The sequence below is a fragment of the Arthrobacter sp. ISL-5 genome (assembly GCF_018613835.1).
Taxonomy (GTDB): Bacteria; Actinomycetota; Actinomycetes; order Actinomycetales; family Micrococcaceae; genus Arthrobacter.
Window position 1 is genome coordinate 64,418 of sequence record NZ_JAGGPM010000035.1, and the last position, 18,193, is coordinate 82,610.

The following is an 18,193-nucleotide window of genomic DNA, read 5'->3' on the forward strand; positions in this document are numbered from 1 at the left end:
AAAACAACGGGCGGGCTGAAGCCGGCTCCGCAAAACAGAAGCCCGCCGGTCGGGCGGGCAGCCGCGGGTTGCTACGCGGGGCAGAAGCCGCCGGGGAGCTGGACGCCGTCCACCACCGGGCACGGGTTGAAGGTGAAGATCACCAGGGTGCCAAGGATGATGATTACTGCAGCGGCGGCGTAGAGGACCATCTTGAGCCAGAAGCGTGTGGCGTCCTTCTCGGCGTAGTCGTTGATGATGGTGCGGACGCCGTTGGTGCCGTGCAGCATGGCCAGCCAGAGCATGGCGAGGTCCCAGAACTGCCAGAACGGGTCAGCCCACTTGCCGGCCACGAAGCCGAAGTCGATGGCGTGAATGCCCTCGCCCACCAGGAGGTTCACGAAAAGGTGGCCGAAGATCAGGACAACCAGCACTACGCCGGAGAGCCGCATGAAGAGCCACGCCAGCATTTCGAAGTTGCCGCGGGAGCTGCCGGTCCGGCGGTACTGCGGAGCGATGGTGCTGCCGCTGCGCGGGGACGGGATCTGCGTTGCAGTCATGGCTTAGTGACCTCCGAGTGCGAGGGACAGGTGGCGGATGGCGAAGGCCACCATGGTGACGATCCAGAGACCCAGGACTACCCAGAGCATCTGGCGCTGGTATTTGGCACCCTTCTTCCAAAAGTCGACGGCGATGATCCGCAGGCCGTTGAAGGCGTGGAACACGATCGCTGCGACGAGGCCCGTTTCACCCAGGGCCATCAGCGGGTTCTTGTAGGCACCGATCACAGCGGTGTAGGCCTCCGGCGACACCCTCACAAGGGAGGTGTCCAGCACATGGACCAACAAGAAGAAAAAGATCACAACACCGGTAATACGGTGTCCAACCCAGGACCACATGCCTTCACGGCCGCGGTACAAGGTGCCAGCTGGTTTCGTCGGCACTGAATAAACCTCCCTGCAACACAGCGGCGCTGGCGTGGGATCCACGCGGGGGGAACGCCTACTGCGAGAGCACTCGTAGCTCAGGCCTAAATCTAGGCTTCGCTCACAGCTTATTCAATTCAGGTGGTCCTTGGTGACCACGTACTGTACGGTTTTTCGCGGATTTTGAGACGAACGCCACATTCGGTTGCGACTGTGTCCGCGCGGCCAGCGGCGTCACAGGGGACACAACGGGGTCGTCGGCTAAAGTAGGCCGTGATGAGTAAAGATAAAGTGACAAACCAGGATTCACCTCTCAGCCGCTTTATTGCTGTGATTCCTGCGGGCGGTGTGGGGACCCGCCTCTGGCCTCTGTCACGTGCAGCAGCTCCCAAATTCCTTCATGACCTCACCGGCTCGGGGAGCACGCTGCTGCGTGCCACCTACGACCGCCTCGAGCCCCTGGCGGGCAATCGCGTCCTGGTTGTCACCGGAACGGCGCACCGGGCGGCCGTCTGCCGGCAGCTGCCCGAGGTTCAGGACGGCGACCTGGTGCTGGAAAGCGAGCCGAAGGACTCCGGAGCCGCCATCGGCCTGGCCGCGGCCATCCTGCACCAGCGGGATCCGGACATCATCATGGGCTCCTTCGCCGCCGACCAGGTGATCAGCCCGGACGAGCTCTTCCAGGACGCGGTCCGCGAAGCGATTCACACGGCCGCGGCCGGCAAGATCGTCACGATCGGCATCAAGCCGACGCACCCGTCCACGGGATTCGGCTACATCCGGTCCGGCGCATCGCTTCACATCCCCGGAGCGCCCAGCGCCCAGGCCGTGGTGGAGTTCGTCGAAAAGCCGGACGAGGAGGTCGCCCAGCAGTACGTGGACAGCGGCGAATATGTCTGGAACGCCGGCATGTTCGTGGCTCCTGTTGCCCTGATGCTCAAGCATCTGGAAGCAAACCAGCCCGAACTGTTCAACGGCCTGCAGGAAATCGCCGAGGCCTGGGACACGCCGCTTCGTGACGAAGTCACCGCACGCATCTGGCCCACGCTGCCCAAGATCGCCATCGACTATGCGGTGGCCGAGCCCGCAGCGGCCGCCGGGGACGTCGCCGTCGTGCCCGGAACGTTCCGCTGGGACGACGTCGGCGACTTCGCCTCCGTTGGCCGGCTGAACAGCGCCAAGGAGGTGGATGAGGTGACGGTCCTCGGCGAGGGCGCGCGCGTCTTCACCGAAAACGCCAGCGGCGTGGTGGTCTCGGATACCAAACGCGTCATTGCGCTGATCGGGATCAAGGATGTGGTCATCGTGGATACCCCTGATGCGCTGCTGGTCACCACCAAGCAGCATTCCCAGCGGGTGAAGCAGGCCGTGGACGCGCTGAAGGCCAGCGGCGACACCGACGTCCTCTAGCAAATCCGTAACGCGGCGAAGGCGATGCCGCTATTCTTTCGGCCCTCGCTACAGTTGAGGTGTGCGCAATTACACTACTGAAGCTGAGCCCACCGCGCTGGTGGGGCCGTGGCTCGAACCGCTACTGCCGGAACTGATCGACTTTCGCCGGGACCTGCATGCGCACCCCGAACTGTCATTCAAGGAATTCCGGACCACTGACAAGCTCGTGGAACGGCTGGAGGCTGCAGGCCTCGAGCCCCGGCGGCTCGAGGGCACCGGCCTGACCGTGGACATCGGCGAGGGCCCCATCGCCACCGCATTGCGCGGCGACATCGACGCCCTGCCGATCATCGAGGAAACGGGCCTGCCCTTCGCCTCGAAGAACCACGGCGTCACCCATGCCTGCGGTCACGACGTCCACACCACCACCATGCTGGGCATCGCACTGGTGCTGCACCGCATGCACCAGGAAGCCCCGTTGGGCGGTTCTGTCCGGATCATTTTCCAGCCGGCCGAGGAGACCATGCCGGGCGGCGCGCATGCCTGCATCGAGCAGGGCGTCCTGGACGGCGTGCCGCGTATCCTGGCCCTGCACTGCGACCCGCGGATCAACGTCGGCAAGATCGGCACCCGCATCGGTGCCATCACCTCGGCGTCGGACACCATCAAGATCGAACTCAGCGGACGCGGCGGCCATACCTCGCGCCCGCACCTCACCGAGGACCTCGTCTTCGCCCTTGCACAGATCGCGGTGAACGTCCCCGCAGTGCTTTCCCGCCGCGTGGACGTCCGCAGCGGCGTGTCGGTTGTGTGGGGCCAGATCAACGCCGGTTCGGCGCCGAACGCCATTCCGGGAACCGGCTACATGTCCGGGACCATGCGGTGCCTGGACCGCGACGCCTGGCACAGTGCCGGCGAACTCCTCGACGAGGTGGTCCATCAAGTGGCCGAGCACTACGGCGTGGACGTGCACCTGGAACACACCCGCGGCGTGCCGCCGGTGGTCAACTCCGAGCACGAGACCGCACTCATCGAGGCTGCGGCCCGGGCCGAGATCGGCGAGGGCGCCGTGGTCCTGACCCCGCAGTCCATGGGCGGGGAGGACTTCGCCTGGTTCCTCGCCAAGCTGCCGGGTGCCATGATGCGTCTGGGCACCAAGACCCCCGGCGGTGAGGAATACGACCTCCACCGCGGCGACTACATCCTGGACGAGCGTGCCCTGGGCTACGGCATCCAGGTCCTCACGGCGGCGGCCCTCCGCACCATCCGCGACCTCTAAGCTCCTCCCCACGAGCGCGAACTGGCAGCTAATCCCCTTAATCTCCGGATTTGACGGCATCAGCTGCCAGTTCGCGCTCATCTTTTGCCTAGGTAAGTTGTGCGCAATTGAATTGTGGGCTACCGTTGCAGTCATGACCGACGCCCCCCGCCTTGACCGCCAGGTGTGCTTTGCGCTCTACGCAGCGTCCCGGGCGGCCACCGCCGTTTACCGGCCGCTGCTGGACGACCTTGGCCTGACGTACCCGCAGTACCTTGTGATGCTGGTGCTTTGGGAAAACGAACCTCGCGGCGTGCGGGAACTGGGGGAGGAGTTGGGGCTCGATTCCGGCACCCTCTCGCCCCTGCTCAAGCGGCTCGAAGCCATGGGCCTGGTGGAACGCCACCGCTCCGCAGAGGACGAGCGCCGGGTTGCCGTGCATCTGACAGCGGACGGCACGGCCCTCAGCAGCAAGGCTTCCGGCATTCCCCAGCGCCTCGCCGAAGCCGCCGGCCTGAGCTCCCGGGAGCTTGACCAGCTCCGCGAAACCCTGGGCAAGCTCACTGCCGCCCTGCACGATTCACACTGACGCCCCACTCCGGCCTCAATCCGGACCCCTATCGACACCGCACCAGACGGCGGACTGCCGAAACCCATCAGAACGGAACGTATCTTGAAGACTCTTTACACTGCCGAGGCCCTCGCTTCCGGCGAAGGCCGCGACGGCTCCGCACGCACCAAGGACGGCAGGCTGGACGTGACCCTGGCCAGCCCCGTGGAGCTCGGCGGAAATGGCCAGGGCACCAACCCGGAACAGCTCTTCGCCGCCGGCTACGCAGCCTGCTTCCATTCCGCCCTCCGGGTGGTGGGCCGCACGGAACGCGCCGACCTCACCGACTCAGCCGTGGCGGCCAAGATCCACTTCGGCGCCCTCGACGGCGGCGAAGGCTACGGCCTTGCGGCCGAACTCGAGATCGCCCTGCCGGCACTGGACCGGGATGCCGCTGAGGCGCTCATGGCCAAGGCGCACCGGATCTGCACCTACTCAAACGTGACCCGCGGCAACATGGATGTGGCCCTGACCCTCGTGGAGTTCGCAGCGTGAGCGGCACCCAGGACCGGGCCTTGCCCGCAGCAACCCGCGAAATACAGCTGGCGTCGCGCCCCGTGGGCCGCCCGGCCCCGGAGAACTTCCGGCTCGCCGAAAGTCCGCTTCCGGAGCTCCGGGACGGGCAGGTACTGGTCCGGAACCTGTTCATCTCGGTGGATCCGTACATGCGCGGCCGGATGAACGACGTCAAATCCTACTCAGCGCCGTTTGCGCTGGATACTGCGCTCGACGGCGGGGCCGTGGGTGAGGTGATCGCGTCCCGGGCCGCTGACCGCAAGGTGGGGGACGCCGTCGTTCATCATCTCGGCTGGCGGGAGTATGCGGTGGTGGACGCCAGCGCAACTAATCCTGCGCGAACTGATCTGGCCCCGGCGTCCGCTTTCCTCGGCGCGCTGGGCATGACCGGACTCACCGCCTACGCCGGCCTGCTGAAGGTGGCCGATTTCAAGGCCGGCGACGCGGTGTTCATTTCGGGTGCTGCCGGGGCCGTCGGTTCGCTCGCGGGGCAGATCGCCAAGGCCATGGGCGCATCCCGGGTGATCGGCAGCGCCGGCTCTCCGGAGAAGGTGGCGCGCCTCCTGGAGCTCGGCTTTGACTCTGCCTTCAACTACCGCGACGCTCCCGTCCGGGACCAGCTCAAAGCGGCCGCCGGTGAACGCGGGATCGATGTCTACTTCGACAACGTGGGCGGGGACCACCTCGAAGCGGCGTTGTCCGTCCTGAACGTTGGCGGCCGCGTGGCCATGTGCGGCGCCATCGCGCAGTACAACTCGACGGAACCGCCGGCCGCTCCGCGCAACCTTGCCCTGGCGATCGGCAAGCAGCTGACGCTGAGAGGATTCCTCGTCAGCAGCTACCGGCAGTACGCCGGCGAGTTTGCCGAGCACATGGCCGGCTGGCTGGCCGACGGCACCGTCTCCTACGACGAAACCGTGGCGGACGGTCTAGAGAACGCGCCGCAGGCCTTCATTGACCTTCTGGACGGCGCAAACACGGGAAAGATGCTGGTCCGCATCTAGCAGGACTAACAGCGCGAACGAACACTTGAGGCCCCGACGATTCGGGCCTCAAGTGTCCGTTCGCGCTGTATTGGGCGGGGCTGCTGACGGGCTCCGCGGCCCGTGTGGAAGTGCCCGGCTACTGATAGGTAACAAGTTCTCAACAATCTTCGTTTTCGGCCGCCGATGTGTTATCCGGACGTGGCGCAGGCCACTACAGTGGCTTTCATAAGTGCGCTTCGGCGCAGTGCTGCGAAACCATCAGTGAAAACAGAATTTCAGTGTGGAGCATTAGAAACGGACACTCATTGAATCTCCGTCGTGGCGCCTATCTCTTTCTTCCTGGAGGAAATTTGAAGAACTCACTGCGTGCAAACGTCAAGCGCGGTTCACTCGCCGGCGTGGCTTCCGTCGGCGCGGCGGCCCTGCTGCTGACCGGCTGCGGCCCTGCACCCCAAGCAGGCACGCCGACCGCCACCGCCAGCGACTACTCCGGTTGCATCGTGTCCGACTCCGGCGGATTCGACGACCAGTCGTTCAACCAGTCCTCCTACGAGGGCCTCAAGAAGGCTGAGAAGGACCTTGGCATCAAGGTCAACCAGGTCGAATCCAAGTCCAACAACGACTTCGAACCGAACCTTCGGGCCATGGTGTCCGCGGGCTGCGACCTCACCGTGACGGTCGGCTTCCTGCTCGGTGACGCCACGAAGAAGCATGCCGAGGCCAATCCGGACAGCCACTTCGCCATCATCGACTTCGGCTTCGCCAAGCCGATTGCCAACGTCAAGCCGATCATCTACGACACCGCCCAGGCCGCCTTCATGGCCGGCTACCTGGCCGCCGCTTCGACGAAGACCGGCACCGTGGCAACCTTCGGCGGCATCAAGATCCCCACGGTCACCATCTTCATGGACGGCTACGCGGACGGCGTGAAGTACTACAACGAGAAGAAGGGCAAGGACGTCAAGCTCCTCGGCTGGGACAAGGCCAAGCAGGACGGCAGCTTCACCGGCGACTTCGAAAAGCAGGACAAGGGCAAGCAGCTGACCCAGAACTTCCTGGACCAGGGTGCTGACGTGGTCATGCCCGTTGCCGGCCCGGTGGGCAAGGGCGCCGGTGCGGCGCTCAAGGACGCCAAGGCAGCAGGCAAGGACGTCAAGCTCATCTGGGTTGACTCCGACGGCTTCCTCACCGCGCCCGACTACAAGGACATCATGCTGTCCTCGGTCATGAAGCAGATGGGCACGGCCGTTGAGACGGTGGTCAAGGAAGACAAGGAGGGCAAGTTCACCAACGAGCCGTACATCGGCACGCTCGCCAATGAAGGCGTCCAGCTGGCCCCGTTCCACGACCTTGATTCGGCTGTTCCGGCCGAGGTTAAGACGGAGCTGGACCAGATCAAGAAGGACATCGTCGACGGCAAGCTGAAGGTTGAGTCCGCAGCCAGCCCCAAGGCGTAACTTCCTCCGCTAAGCGCCACCGCCCGGATGGTCATTGACTGCACGGGAGGTGGCGCTTTTCGTTGGGCGCGCTACAGACTCACCCATGACTGCAGGCACTAGGCTGGTCCTGCAGCCACATATCCCGTCCGGCCAGCAGTTCCGGACGCAACGAGATTGGTCAGAGTTTTGAAACTTGAACTCAAGGGGATCACCAAAAGCTTCGGCTCCCTGCTCGCCAATGATCACATAGACGTGGTTGTTGAACCCGGACAGATCCATTGTCTACTGGGCGAAAATGGGGCCGGCAAGTCCACCCTGATGAATGTTCTCTACGGGCTGTATGAGCCCACCGACGGCGAAATCCTCATCGATGACGAACCGGTAAGCTTCCGGGGACCCGGTGACGCCATGGCTGCCGGCATCGGCATGGTGCACCAGCACTTCATGCTGGTGCCCGTGTTCACCGTGGCGGAAAACGTGGCGCTCGGCGCCGAGTCCACCAAGGCGGGCGGCTTCCTGAACCTGGATGACACCCGCCGCAAGATCCAGGAGATCTCGGACCGCTACGGGTTCGACGTCGATCCCGACGCCCTCGTGGAGGACCTCCCGGTGGGAGTCCAGCAGCGGGTTGAAATCATCAAGGCGCTCGTGCGCGACGCCAAGGTGCTCATCCTGGATGAGCCGACGGCGGTGCTGACGCCCCAGGAGACCGACGAACTGCTGGACATCATGCGCCAGCTCAAAAGCAGCGGCACGTCCATTGTTTTCATCTCCCACAAGCTGCGGGAGGTGAAGGCGGTCTCGGACATCATCACGGTCATCCGGCGCGGCAAGGTGGTGGGGAGCGCCGATCCCGGCGCCTCAACCACCGAGCTGGCCTCGATGATGGTGGGCCGCGCCGTGAGCCTCACGCTGGACAAGGCACCGGCCAAACCGCAGGAAACCACGTTCGAGGTCAAGGACCTTACCGTGATTGCGCCGAACGGCCACCACACCGTGGACGGCATCAGCTTCAGCATTGCCCGCGGCGAAATCCTCGCCGTCGCAGGAGTCCAGGGCAACGGCCAGACGGAACTCACCGAGGCGATCCTTGGCCTGCAAGAGCGCGTCAGCGGCTCCATCCTGCTCGACGGAAAGGAACTCCTGGGCCGCAGCGTCAAGGAGGTCCTGCACGCGGGCGTCGGCTTCGTGCCGGAAGACCGCAAGGTGGACGGGCTGGTGGGGACGTTCTCGGTGGCCGAAAACCTGGTGCTTGACCTCTACGACAAAGCTCCCTTCGCCAAGGGCATCGGCATGAGCCCGGCGAAGGTCATGGAGAACGCCAACTCCCGGATCGGCGAATTCGACGTCCGCACGCCGTCGGCCGCTGCCGCCGCCGGAACGCTCTCCGGCGGCAACCAGCAGAAGGTGGTGATGGCCCGGGAGCTCTCGCGGCCGCTGCGGCTGTTCATCGCCTCCCAGCCCACCCGCGGCGTCGACGTCGGCTCCATCGAGTTCCTGCACCGCCGCATCGTGGCGGAGCGGGACACGGGCACACCGGTCATGATCGTCTCCACGGAACTGGATGAGGTCATGGAACTCGCCGACCGCATTGCCGTGCTCTACAAGGGCAAGCTCGTGGGCATCGTGCCGGCCGGAACCGGCCGCGACGTCCTGGGCCTCATGATGGCAGGGCTTTCACCCGACGAGGCGCACGCGGACACCGTCCACCACCGCCCTGTTCGCCACAGCGAGCAGGAACCGACGTCCACCTCCCACGCCGAAGGAGGCGACCATGACTGACCAGAACGAGCCGCAGCACCCTGGCGGCCAGCCCACGGACCCCGACGCTGACAAAAACGACGCCGACAAGCATCACGCCGGCAAACACCACCTGCCCACGCCCGCCGAGGAGGAAACCGCCGCGGTGGTGTCGCTGGACACCGCCGGCGGAGCCATGGAACCCTCGGCGGTTCCGGCCACGGCCCAGAGCGGCAAGATCCCGGGCCCGCCGGAAACCCTCGTACGCAGGATCTTCACCGGCAGTGGCATGGTGTCCGTCCTGGCCGTGCTGCTCGCCCTGATCCTCGGCGGCCTGCTGATCGCCCTCACGGACAAGCAGGTCGGCACCACGGCAACGTACCTGCTGGCCCGCCCCACGGATTTCCTGTCGGCGGTCTGGAGTGCCGCCACCCGCTCCTATGTGGCGCTGTTCCAGGGCTCCGTCTTCAACCCGCGCGGCGCAGGCATCGCCGGGCAGATCGCCCCGCTCATGGAAACGCTGACCATCGCCACGCCGCTCATCACCGCCGGCCTCGGTGTCGCCCTGGCCTTCCGTGCCGGGCTGTTCAACATCGGCGCGCAGGGCCAGATCATCATGGCCGGCATCCTGGCCGCGTGGGCCGGTTTCGCCCTGCACCTGCCCCTGGGCCTGCACCTGCTGCTGGTCCTTGTGGCCGGAATCATCGGCGGCGCCTTCTGGGGCGGCCTGGTGGGTTACCTCAAGGCCCGCACCGGAGCCCACGAGGTCATCCTCACCATCATGTTCAACTACATTGCGCTGTACCTGCTCCGGTATCTTCTGAACACGCCGGCGTTCCAGCGGCCGGGGGAAACCAACCCGATCTCCCCGGTCCTGGACGCCAGTGCGGCCTACCCGCAGATTTTCGGCAGCCAGTACCGGCTCCACCTCGGATTCCTCCTGGCCATTGCCGCAACGGTCTTCGTATGGTGGCTCCTCAACCGCTCCACGGTGGGCTTTGAGTTCCGGGCCGTCGGCGCCAACCCCAAGGCAGCGCAGACCGCAGGGATCAACGTCTCCCGGTCAACCATTCTGGTCATGGCCATGGCCGGCGCCCTCGCCGGCCTGTCCGGCGTGGCCCAGGTGGCCGGCACGGAAAAGGTCCTCACCGACGGCGTCGCCGCGACGTACGGCTTTGACGCCATCACCGTTGCCCTGCTGGGACGCTCGACGCCGTGGGGGACTTTCGCCGCCGGCCTCCTGTTTGGCGCCTTCCGCGCCGGAGCCGTCCAGATGCAGATCCAGACCGGCACCCCGATCGACATCGTGCTGGTGGTCCAGTCGCTGATCGTGCTCTTCATCGCGGCTCCGCCGCTGGTTCGGGCGGTCTTCGGGCTCAACCCGCGGCGCAAGAAGCGGCCAACCGCCGGCAAGACCAAGACGGCAGCCACCACCGGAGGTGCAGCATGAGCACAACATCAACGTCGCCCCTTCCGGGGAAGCCGGACGCGCCGCAGCAGGCTGGGGAGCGCCGGCAGGCGGCATCAGCGAAGCCCGTTACCTGGAAGACCCCCGTCCTCCTGACTGCGCTGGGCATCGTGGCCTTCATCTTCTTTGGCCTCATGGGGCCCAACCAGACTGCCCGGTTCGGCCTGTCGTCCAGCGGAGACTTCTTTCAGCTGCCTGCGCTGGAGGTCCCGGCATTCCTGGGCGGGATCATCCTCTCTGTCCTCATGCTTGGCCTGGCCGGCTATGCCGTGTACCTCAAGACGAAGGACCAGGCCGCGCCCCGCTGGGTGCCTGTCACGTTCATCGTCCTCTTCGTGGCCGCCTTCCTCATCTGGGTGGTGGGCGGCGCCCGCACCCCGAGCATCTCCCTTGCCGGCCTCATCGCCGGTTCGGTGACGCTGGCCGTGCCGCTCGTGTTCGGGTCACTCTCCGGCGTGCTGTGCGAGCGGGCGGGCGTCGTGAACATCGCCATCGAGGGCCAGCTGCTCGGCGGAGCCTTCACCGCGGCGTTGGTCGCATCCATAACCAAGAGCCCCTTCATCGGGCTGCTGGCCGCGGCCGTGGCGGGCGCCGTCGTCTCCATGGTGCTGGCGTTGTTCAGCATCAAGTACCTCGTCAACCAGATCATCGTCGGCGTGGTCCTGAACGTGCTGGTCTCCGGCCTGACCGGCTTCCTGTTCAACACCGTGATGCAGGCGGACAAGGCCACGTTCAACTCGCCGGACCAGCTGCCCATCTTCGACATCCCGGTGCTGTCCGGCATCCCGGTCATAGGTCCCGTCCTGTTCAAACAGTCCGTGGTGGGCTACCTCATGTACATCGCCGTCATCGTGGTGTGGGTCGGGCTGTTCAAAACGAAGTGGGGCCTCCGGGTCCGTGCCGTCGGCGAACACCCACTGGCGGCCGACACCATGGGCATCAAGGTGAACGCCACCCGGTTCTGGAACGTCACCCTGGGCGGCGCCATCGCCGGCATCGGCGGATCGTTCTTCACGCTGGTGGCGATCGACAGCTTCACGGAGGAGATTTCCGGCGGGCGCGGCTTCATCGCCATCGCGGCGCTGATCTTCGGGCGCTGGAACCCGGTCGGTGCGTTCTTCGCCTCCCTGCTGTTCGGCTTCGCGGACAACCTGCAGAGCATCGTGACCATCATCGGCACGCCGGTTCCCAGCCAGTTCATGGCCATGCTGCCGTACCTCGTGACCGTCCTGGCAGTGGCCGGCCTCGTCGGCAGATCCCGTCCGCCGGCGGCGGACGGCATTCCGTACGTCAAGGGCTGACGGCCGTGGACATGGTCTCGACAAGCTCCACCACCGGGGGCGGAAAGTCCGACGTCGACTGGCACGCCCTGGAGGCCGCCGCCGTCAGTGCCATGAAGAATGCCTACGCCCCTTATTCCAAGTTCCCGGTGGGGGCGGCGGCCTACACCGCTGACGGCCGGATCGTGAGCGGCTGCAACGTGGAGAACGCCAGCTACGGGCTGACCCTGTGCGCCGAGTGTGCGCTCGTGGGCAACCTGCAGATGACCGGCGGCGGGCTGCTGCGGGCCTTCTACTGCGTGGACGGCGGCGGCAACGTGCTCATGCCCTGCGGGCGCTGCCGCCAACTGCTGTACGAGTTCCGGGCTCCAGGCATGGAGCTCATGACCACTCAGGGAATCAAGACCATGGACCAGGTGCTGCCCGATGCATTTGGTCCCCAACACCTGGAGGAAACCCGGTGACCAGCACTTCAAAGAAAACCGAAGCCTTCGACGCCGTCGACATCATCCGAACGAAGCGCGACAAGGGCGTCCTGAGCCCCGAACAGATCGACTGGACGATCGACGCCTACACGCGCGGCGTCATCGCCGACGAACAGATGGCGGCGCTGAACATGGCCATCCTGCTCAACGGGATGGACAGGTCAGAGATCTCCCGCTGGACCGCGGCCATGATTGCCTCGGGCGAGCGGATGGACTTCTCCGCCCTCCGGCGGCCCGACGGCGGCGTCAAGGCCACGAGCGACAAACACTCCACGGGCGGCGTGGGGGACAAGATCACTCTCCCGCTGGCACCGCTTGTGGCCGTCTTCGGAGTGGCGGTTCCGCAGCTATCCGGCCGCGGGCTCGGCCACACCGGCGGCACGCTGGACAAGCTGGAATCCATCCCGGGCTGGCGCGCCGCCTTGAGCAACGACGAGATGATGGCCCAGCTCCAGGACGTCGGCGCCGTGATCTGTGCCGCCGGTGCCGGCCTCGCCCCGGCGGACAAGAAGCTCTACTCGCTCCGCGACGTCACGGGAACCGTCGAGGCCATTCCGCTGATCGCCTCGTCCATCATGAGCAAGAAGATCGCCGAGGGCACGGGCTCGCTCGTGCTCGACGTCAAGGTGGGCAGCGGCGCGTTCATGAAGGACGAGGCCCGCGCACGGGAGCTGGCCGAGACCATGGTGGCCCTGGGCAAGGACGCCGGCGTGAACACGGTGGCGCTCCTGACCAACATGAACACGCCCCTGGGACTGACCGCGGGGAACGCCATCGAGGTGGAGGAATCCGTCGAGGTCCTGGCCGGCGGCGGCCCGGAGGACGTCGTCGAACTGACCGTCCGGCTCGCGGAGGAGATGCTGGCGTGTGCCGGGATCCGCGACGCCGACCCGGCGGCCGCCCTAAAGGACGGCCGTGCCATGGATGTCTGGAACCGGATGATAGCGGCGCAGGGCGGGGATCCGCGGGCGAAGCTGCCCGTCGCTAAGGAATCGGAGACCGTCTACGCCCCGGCCGACGGCGTCCTCGTGGAACTCGATGCCATGGCAATCGGCGTCGCTGCCTGGCGGCTGGGTGCCGGCCGTGCCCGCAAGGAGGACGCGGTACAGGCAGGCGCAGGAGTCCGCCTGCACGCCAAGCCCGGCGCGGCCGTGCGTGCGGGGGAGCCGCTCATGACCCTGCTGACGGACACGCCCGAGAAGTTCGCCCGGGCCAAGGAGGCACTCGAAAACTCCGTCACCATCGCGCCGGAAGGCACACGCCCGGCCCAGCAGCTCATCATTGACCGGATAGCCTAAGACCTGTGCAGGCCGTCAATGACTTCATCCTTGCAGCCGCCGGGCAGCCCTGGGTCCTGGTGCTTGTCCTCGCCTGCTGCGTCATCGACGGCTTTTTCCCGCCCATTCCCAGCGAATCGGTGGTGGTGGGGCTGGCTGCAGTCGCCGCGACGGCGGACGTCCCCAACCCGTGGCTCCTCATCGCCGTTGCGGCGCTGGGGGCGTTCACCGGGGACAACACGGCCTACCTGATCGGACGCAGCGTCGGCACGAAACGGTGGCGCTGGATGCGCGGGCCGCGCATGCAGCGGGCGTTTCGGTGGGCCGGACGCGAACTCCGGAAGCGGCCGGCATCACTGATCCTTGTGGCCCGGTTTGTTCCGATCGGCAGGGTTGCCGTCAACCTGACGGCCGGCGCGACGCACTTCTCCCGGCCCCGCTTCATCGGGATGACCGTGCTGTCCGCCACCATGTGGGCCTCGTATTCCGTGGCGATCGGGCTGTTTTTCGGGCAGTGGTTCGAGCACAACCACCTGCTCGGGGCGGCCATCGCCATAGTCTGCGCCATCGTCCTGGGGATCCTGGTGGACATTGCGATCGCCCGGCTGCGGGGGCTGGTCCCGGATCCGTCCAGGGAGGGGTAATTTCGTGGGCGGGGCGTAGCGGACTATGCTTCGGCCATGGGACACTAAAGAGCGATTTGCGTCACTAATTGTTTTAGTCATTTTCCGCTAGGAGCAACACCAGCGTGGAGTTTATTAATGAGGCCGTGCTCCATGCAGCGGGTCAGTGGTGGATTTACCCTGTATTGCTCGTGTTCTTTTTCGTGGACGGCTTCGCAATGGTCGTTCCCAGCGAGACGCTCATTGTCGCGCTGGCGGCGTTCTCCCGGCACAGCGGCGAGCCCAACCTCCTGATTCTCGGACTGACCGCGCTCGTGGGTGCCATGGCGGGCGACAACATGGCCTACCTCCTTGGCCGGAAGATCGGCCTGGATCGCTGGAAGTGGATGCGCCGGCCCAAAGTGCAGAAGGCCTTCGGCTGGGCGCGCTACGAGTTGGAGAAGCGCGGAGCCGTGCTGATCTTCACGGCACGCTACATCCCCTGGGGGCGCGTGGCGGTCAATTATGTGGCGGGAACCACGGGCTACCCGCACCGCAGGTTCTTCCTGCTCGACGCGTTCGCCTGTTTCACCTGGGTGGGGTATTCGATTGGCATTGGAATTGTCGCCAGCTCATTTCCGTGGCTGCACCACAATCCGCTTCTTGGCGCGGGCATTGCCGTGGTTTTCGCCATCATCCTGGGAATCTTCATCGACCACGTGCTCCGCTGGTGGCACAGGAGGCTCGGACGCAATGACGCCGTGACGGCGGACATCCTCGCGGAGGAGCCCGAAGGGGACGCTGAAAGCGCCGATGATAAGTCAGGCGACGCCGGTCGCCTGGCCCGCGCCATGCCCGTCGCGGCTGTGGCTGAGGCCGAATCCGGACGCTGAGCCGGGCGCTTAACCGGCACGCGGTACGGCCGCTGGCATTGCAGGCGGTCCAACCCTAGAGTTGGTACGTGACTGAGCCAATCGTTGACGCTGCCCCTGCCCTTGACTTCGACCTGAAGAGCCTTCCCAAGGTTTCCCTTCACGACCACCTGGACGGGGGACTCCGCCCGGCCACCATCATTGAGCTGGCGGAGGCCGCTGGCCACACGCTCCCTTCGACCGATCCCATTGCCCTCGGCGAGTGGTTCCGGGAGTCGGCGGACTCCGGTTCCCTGGTCCGCTACCTCGAGACCTTCGACCACACCGTCGCCGTGATGCAGACCAAGGAAAATCTGGCCCGGGTTGCCAAGGAATTCGTGGAGGACCTTGCGGACGACGGCGTGGTGTACGGCGAGGTCCGCTGGGCGCCGGAGCAGCACCTGCAGAAGGGGCTGACCCTCGACGAAGCCGTCGAGGCCGTGCAGGACGGCCTCGAGGCCGGAGTGGACGCCGTTGCCGAGACCGGTCGTGAGATTCAGGTCGGCCAGCTGATCACCGCCATGCGCCATGCCGACCGCGGCCAGGAGATCGCCGAGCTCGCCGTCCGCCACCGTGACAAGGGCGCGGTCGGCTTCGACATCGCCGGCGCCGAAGACGGCTTCCTTCCCTCGCGTTTCCGCGAGGCATTCACGTTCCTGGCTGAGAACAACTTCCCCGCCACCGTCCACGCGGGCGAGGCAGCGGGCCTTGAGAGCATCCAGTCGGCGCTCGTGGACGGCCGGGCCCTGCGCCTTGGCCACGGCGTCCGTATCGCCGAGGACATCATGGTGGAGTTCGAGGACCGCGAAGACGGCGTTGACGATGACGAAGCCGATGACAACGTCGGCCTCGTGACGCTGGGCAACCTGTCCAGCTGGGTCCGCGACCGTGGCATCGCCCTGGAAATCTGCCCTTCCTCCAACCTGCAGACGGGCGCCATCGCCGGCTTCGGCGAGGGCATCGAAAGCCACCCGCTGGACATGCTTTACCAGCTCGGCTTCAACGTCACCATCAACACGGACAACCGCCTCATGAGCGGTGTGACGCTCACCGACGAGTTCGAGCTGCTCGTGGAGACGTTCGACTACGACCTCGACGACCTCCTGGAGCTCACCCTCAACGCCGCTGAGGCCTCCTTCCTGCCGCTGGAGGAAAGGGAAGCCCTGGTGGAGTACATCAACGACGCCTACGCCAACCTTGGCTGAAACCCCTTCCCAGGAAGTGTCCGCGGAGGAGCCGGTGGGGAAGCTGCTCGGCGTGATCGCCGCCCTCCGCGAGCACTGCCCCTGGATGGGGGCGCTCACCCACGAGTCGCTGGTTGAGTACCTCCTCGAGGAGGCCTATGAGGTGGCCGAGACCATCGAAACAGGCGCCGATGAATTGGAACTCAAAGGCGAGCTGGGTGATGTGCTGCTCCAGGTGGTGCTCCACGCCCGGCTCGCCGAGGAACGCGGCACCTTCGACTTCGGCGACGTCGCCCGCGGCATCACCGCCAAGATGATCCGCCGCAACCCCCATGTCTTCCGGCCTGACGGCTCCCTGCAGGATGTCTTCCCCGCCACGGTGGAGGAGATTGTGCTCAAATGGGACGCGGTCAAGAAAGCCGAAAGGCCCGAACGGCTCAACCATTTTGAGGGCATCCCCGGCGGGTTGCCTGCGCTTGCCCGGGCACACAAGACCCTGGAGCGGGCGGAAAGGGCAGGTCTGACACCGAAAGTTGAGCTTGCCCATCCGCTGGTTGAGCTTGTCGAAACCTGTGACTCCGAGAACCAGCTCGGCGAGCTGCTGCTCGCCGTCGTCGGCTCCGCCCGGACCAGGGGATTCGACGCCGAACGCGCCCTCCGCGGGGCCGTGCGGCGGTACCAGAACACGGAATCACCAGGATCATGACGTCCGGGTGATGGATAGGTTTCCGTAACGTGCACCACTCTCGACTACGCTAGTCCCTGACGAGGACGTCGAGATTTTCCGCTAGTTTCCCAGTAAATCGCTTCACCATAAGGAGCATATTCATGGCGCTTATCGATGCCATCCACGCCCGCGAGATCCTCGATTCCCGTGGCAACCCGACCGTAGAAGTTGAAGTTCTGCTTTCCGACGGCCAGATCGGCCGCGCAGCAGTTCCTTCCGGTGCTTCCACCGGCGAGCACGAGGCCGTTGAACTCCGCGACGGAGACAAGGGCCGTTACCTCGGCAAGGGTGTCCAGAAGGCCGTTGACGCAGTCATCGACCAGATCGCTCCGGCCCTGACCGGCTTCGACGCCACCGACCAGCGCAGCATCGACCAGGCCATGATCGACCTGGACGGCACCGCCAACAAGGGCAAGCTCGGCGCCAACGCCATCCTGGGTGTTTCCCTGGCCGTGGCCAATGCCGCTGCAGCTTCCGCTGACCTGCCGCTATACAAGTACCTGGGCGGCCCGAACGCCCACGTCCTCCCCGTGCCGCTGATGAACATCCTCAACGGTGGCTCGCACGCCGACTCCGACGTGGACATCCAGGAATTCATGATTGTCCCGATCGGCGCCGAGACCTTCTCCGAGGGCCTGCGCTGGGGCGTTGAGGTCTACCACAACCTCAAGTCCGTCCTGCAGGCCAAGGGCCTCTCCACCGGCCTCGGCGACGAAGGCGGCTTCGCCCCGAACCTGCCGTCCAACCGTGCCGCCCTGGACCTGATCCAGGAAGCCATCAAGAACGCCGGCTACACCCCGGGCAGGGACATCGCCCTGGCATTGGACGTCGCCTCCTCCGAGTTCTTCAAGGACGGTGCCTACCAGTTCGAAGGCAAGGCACTTTCCGCCACCGAGATGAGCGCCTACTACGCCGAGCTTGTGGCCGACTACCCGCTGGTTTCCATCGAGGACCCGCTGGATGAAAACGACTGGGAAGGCTGGAAGACCCTCACCGACTCCATCGGCGACAAGGTCCAGCTGGTGGGCGATGACCTCTTCGTCACCAACCCGGCCATCCTGCAGCGCGGCATCGACACCAAGACCGCCAACTCGCTCCTTGTGAAGGTCAACCAGATCGGTTCACTGACGGAGACGCTCGACGCCGTGTCCCTCGCCCAGCGCGCCGGTTACACCACCATCACCTCGCACCGCTCCGGCGAAACCGAGGACACCACCATTGCTGACATCTCCGTTGCCACCAACGCGGGCCAGATCAAGACCGGTGCCCCGGCCCGCTCCGAGCGCGTTGCCAAGTACAACCAGCTGCTGCGCATCGAAGAGGAACTCGACGACGCCGCACGCTACGCCGGCCGCAGCGCCTTCCCGCGTTTCAAGGCCTAGTAGCCCGATAAACAACTGACCGGTGGCTATG

18 protein-coding genes are annotated in these 18,193 nt (G+C 65.6%); 16 read left to right on the top strand and 2 right to left on the bottom strand.

Annotation, left to right across the window (positions count from 1 at the left end):
• Positions 1 to 71: 71 nt before the first annotated feature.
• Positions 72 to 539, bottom strand: coding sequence for a succinate dehydrogenase hydrophobic membrane anchor subunit (locus J7I89_RS19135; protein WP_214973514.1), 468 nt, complete (start codon positions 537 to 539; stop codon positions 72 to 74).
• A gap of 3 nt (positions 540 to 542) precedes the next feature.
• Positions 543 to 923 carry a succinate dehydrogenase, cytochrome b556 subunit gene (gene sdhC, locus J7I89_RS19140; RefSeq protein ID WP_214973516.1) on the bottom strand — a complete coding sequence of 127 codons (381 nt, stop codon included), beginning with the start codon at positions 921 to 923 and terminating at the stop codon, positions 543 to 545.
• Between the two features lie 258 nt (positions 924 to 1,181).
• Between sdhC and J7I89_RS19145 the strand changes: the two genes are divergently transcribed.
• From J7I89_RS19145 to eno, 16 genes are all read left to right on the top strand, one after another.
• On the top strand, positions 1,182 to 2,315 hold the full coding sequence (locus J7I89_RS19145) for a mannose-1-phosphate guanylyltransferase (RefSeq protein ID WP_214973519.1): 1,134 nt from the start codon (positions 1,182 to 1,184) through the stop codon (positions 2,313 to 2,315).
• A 61-nt stretch (positions 2,316 to 2,376) separates the two neighbouring features.
• Positions 2,377 to 3,576 carry an amidohydrolase gene (locus tag J7I89_RS19150; protein WP_214973521.1) on the top strand — a complete coding sequence of 400 codons (1,200 nt, stop codon included), beginning with the start codon at positions 2,377 to 2,379 and terminating at the stop codon, positions 3,574 to 3,576.
• A gap of 133 nt (positions 3,577 to 3,709) precedes the next feature.
• Positions 3,710 to 4,144 carry a MarR family winged helix-turn-helix transcriptional regulator gene (locus J7I89_RS19155; RefSeq protein ID WP_214973523.1) on the top strand — a complete coding sequence of 145 codons (435 nt, stop codon included), beginning with the start codon at positions 3,710 to 3,712 and terminating at the stop codon, positions 4,142 to 4,144.
• 84 nt (positions 4,145 to 4,228) lie between these two features.
• Positions 4,229 to 4,660, top strand: coding sequence for an organic hydroperoxide resistance protein (locus tag J7I89_RS19160; RefSeq protein ID WP_214973525.1), 432 nt, complete (start codon positions 4,229 to 4,231; stop codon positions 4,658 to 4,660).
• Positions 4,657 to 5,685 carry an NADP-dependent oxidoreductase gene (locus tag J7I89_RS19165; RefSeq protein ID WP_214973527.1) on the top strand — a complete coding sequence of 343 codons (1,029 nt, stop codon included), beginning with the start codon at positions 4,657 to 4,659 and terminating at the stop codon, positions 5,683 to 5,685. The genes J7I89_RS19160 and J7I89_RS19165 overlap by 4 nt, the downstream gene beginning before the upstream one ends.
• Before the next feature lie 332 nt (positions 5,686 to 6,017).
• Positions 6,018 to 7,124, top strand: a complete 1,107-nt coding sequence (locus J7I89_RS19170; protein ID WP_214973529.1) for a BMP family protein — start codon at positions 6,018 to 6,020, stop codon at positions 7,122 to 7,124.
• Between the two features lie 168 nt (positions 7,125 to 7,292).
• Positions 7,293 to 8,888 carry an ABC transporter ATP-binding protein gene (locus J7I89_RS19175; RefSeq protein WP_251045560.1) on the top strand — a complete coding sequence of 532 codons (1,596 nt, stop codon included), beginning with the start codon at positions 7,293 to 7,295 and terminating at the stop codon, positions 8,886 to 8,888.
• Entirely contained in the window at positions 8,881 to 10,296 is a 1,416-nt protein-coding gene (locus J7I89_RS19180) for an ABC transporter permease (protein WP_214973530.1), read from the top strand. Before J7I89_RS19175 ends, J7I89_RS19180 begins: the two co-directional genes overlap by 8 nt.
• Positions 10,293 to 11,615, top strand: a complete 1,323-nt coding sequence (locus J7I89_RS19185; RefSeq protein ID WP_214973532.1) for an ABC transporter permease — start codon at positions 10,293 to 10,295, stop codon at positions 11,613 to 11,615. The genes J7I89_RS19180 and J7I89_RS19185 overlap by 4 nt, the downstream gene beginning before the upstream one ends.
• Positions 11,616 to 11,626: 11 nt before the next feature.
• A complete protein-coding gene (locus J7I89_RS19190) occupies positions 11,627 to 12,058 on the top strand; it encodes a cytidine deaminase (protein WP_214973534.1) in 432 nt (143 codons plus the stop codon).
• Positions 12,055 to 13,377 carry a thymidine phosphorylase gene (locus J7I89_RS19195; protein WP_214973536.1) on the top strand — a complete coding sequence of 441 codons (1,323 nt, stop codon included), beginning with the start codon at positions 12,055 to 12,057 and terminating at the stop codon, positions 13,375 to 13,377. The genes J7I89_RS19190 and J7I89_RS19195 overlap by 4 nt, the downstream gene beginning before the upstream one ends.
• 5 nt (positions 13,378 to 13,382) lie before the next feature.
• The gene (locus J7I89_RS19200) at positions 13,383 to 14,000 is read left to right on the top strand and encodes a DedA family protein (RefSeq protein WP_214973538.1); all 618 of its coding nucleotides are present in this window, start codon (positions 13,383 to 13,385) and stop codon (positions 13,998 to 14,000) included.
• 104 nt (positions 14,001 to 14,104) lie between these two features.
• A complete protein-coding gene (locus J7I89_RS19205; protein WP_308159969.1) occupies positions 14,105 to 14,851 on the top strand; it encodes a DedA family protein in 747 nt (248 codons plus the stop codon).
• Between the two features lie 68 nt (positions 14,852 to 14,919).
• Positions 14,920 to 16,074, top strand: a complete 1,155-nt coding sequence (locus tag J7I89_RS19210) for an adenosine deaminase (protein ID WP_214973539.1) — start codon at positions 14,920 to 14,922, stop codon at positions 16,072 to 16,074.
• On the top strand, positions 16,067 to 16,759 hold the full coding sequence (locus J7I89_RS19215) for a MazG nucleotide pyrophosphohydrolase domain-containing protein (RefSeq protein WP_374102029.1): 693 nt from the start codon (positions 16,067 to 16,069) through the stop codon (positions 16,757 to 16,759). The genes J7I89_RS19210 and J7I89_RS19215 overlap by 8 nt, the downstream gene beginning before the upstream one ends.
• Before the next feature lie 122 nt (positions 16,760 to 16,881).
• Positions 16,882 to 18,162 (top strand): phosphopyruvate hydratase, encoded by a 1,281-nt coding sequence (gene eno, locus J7I89_RS19220; RefSeq protein WP_214973540.1) that lies wholly within the window; start codon positions 16,882 to 16,884, stop codon positions 18,160 to 18,162.
• Positions 18,163 to 18,193: the final 31 nt, after the last annotated feature.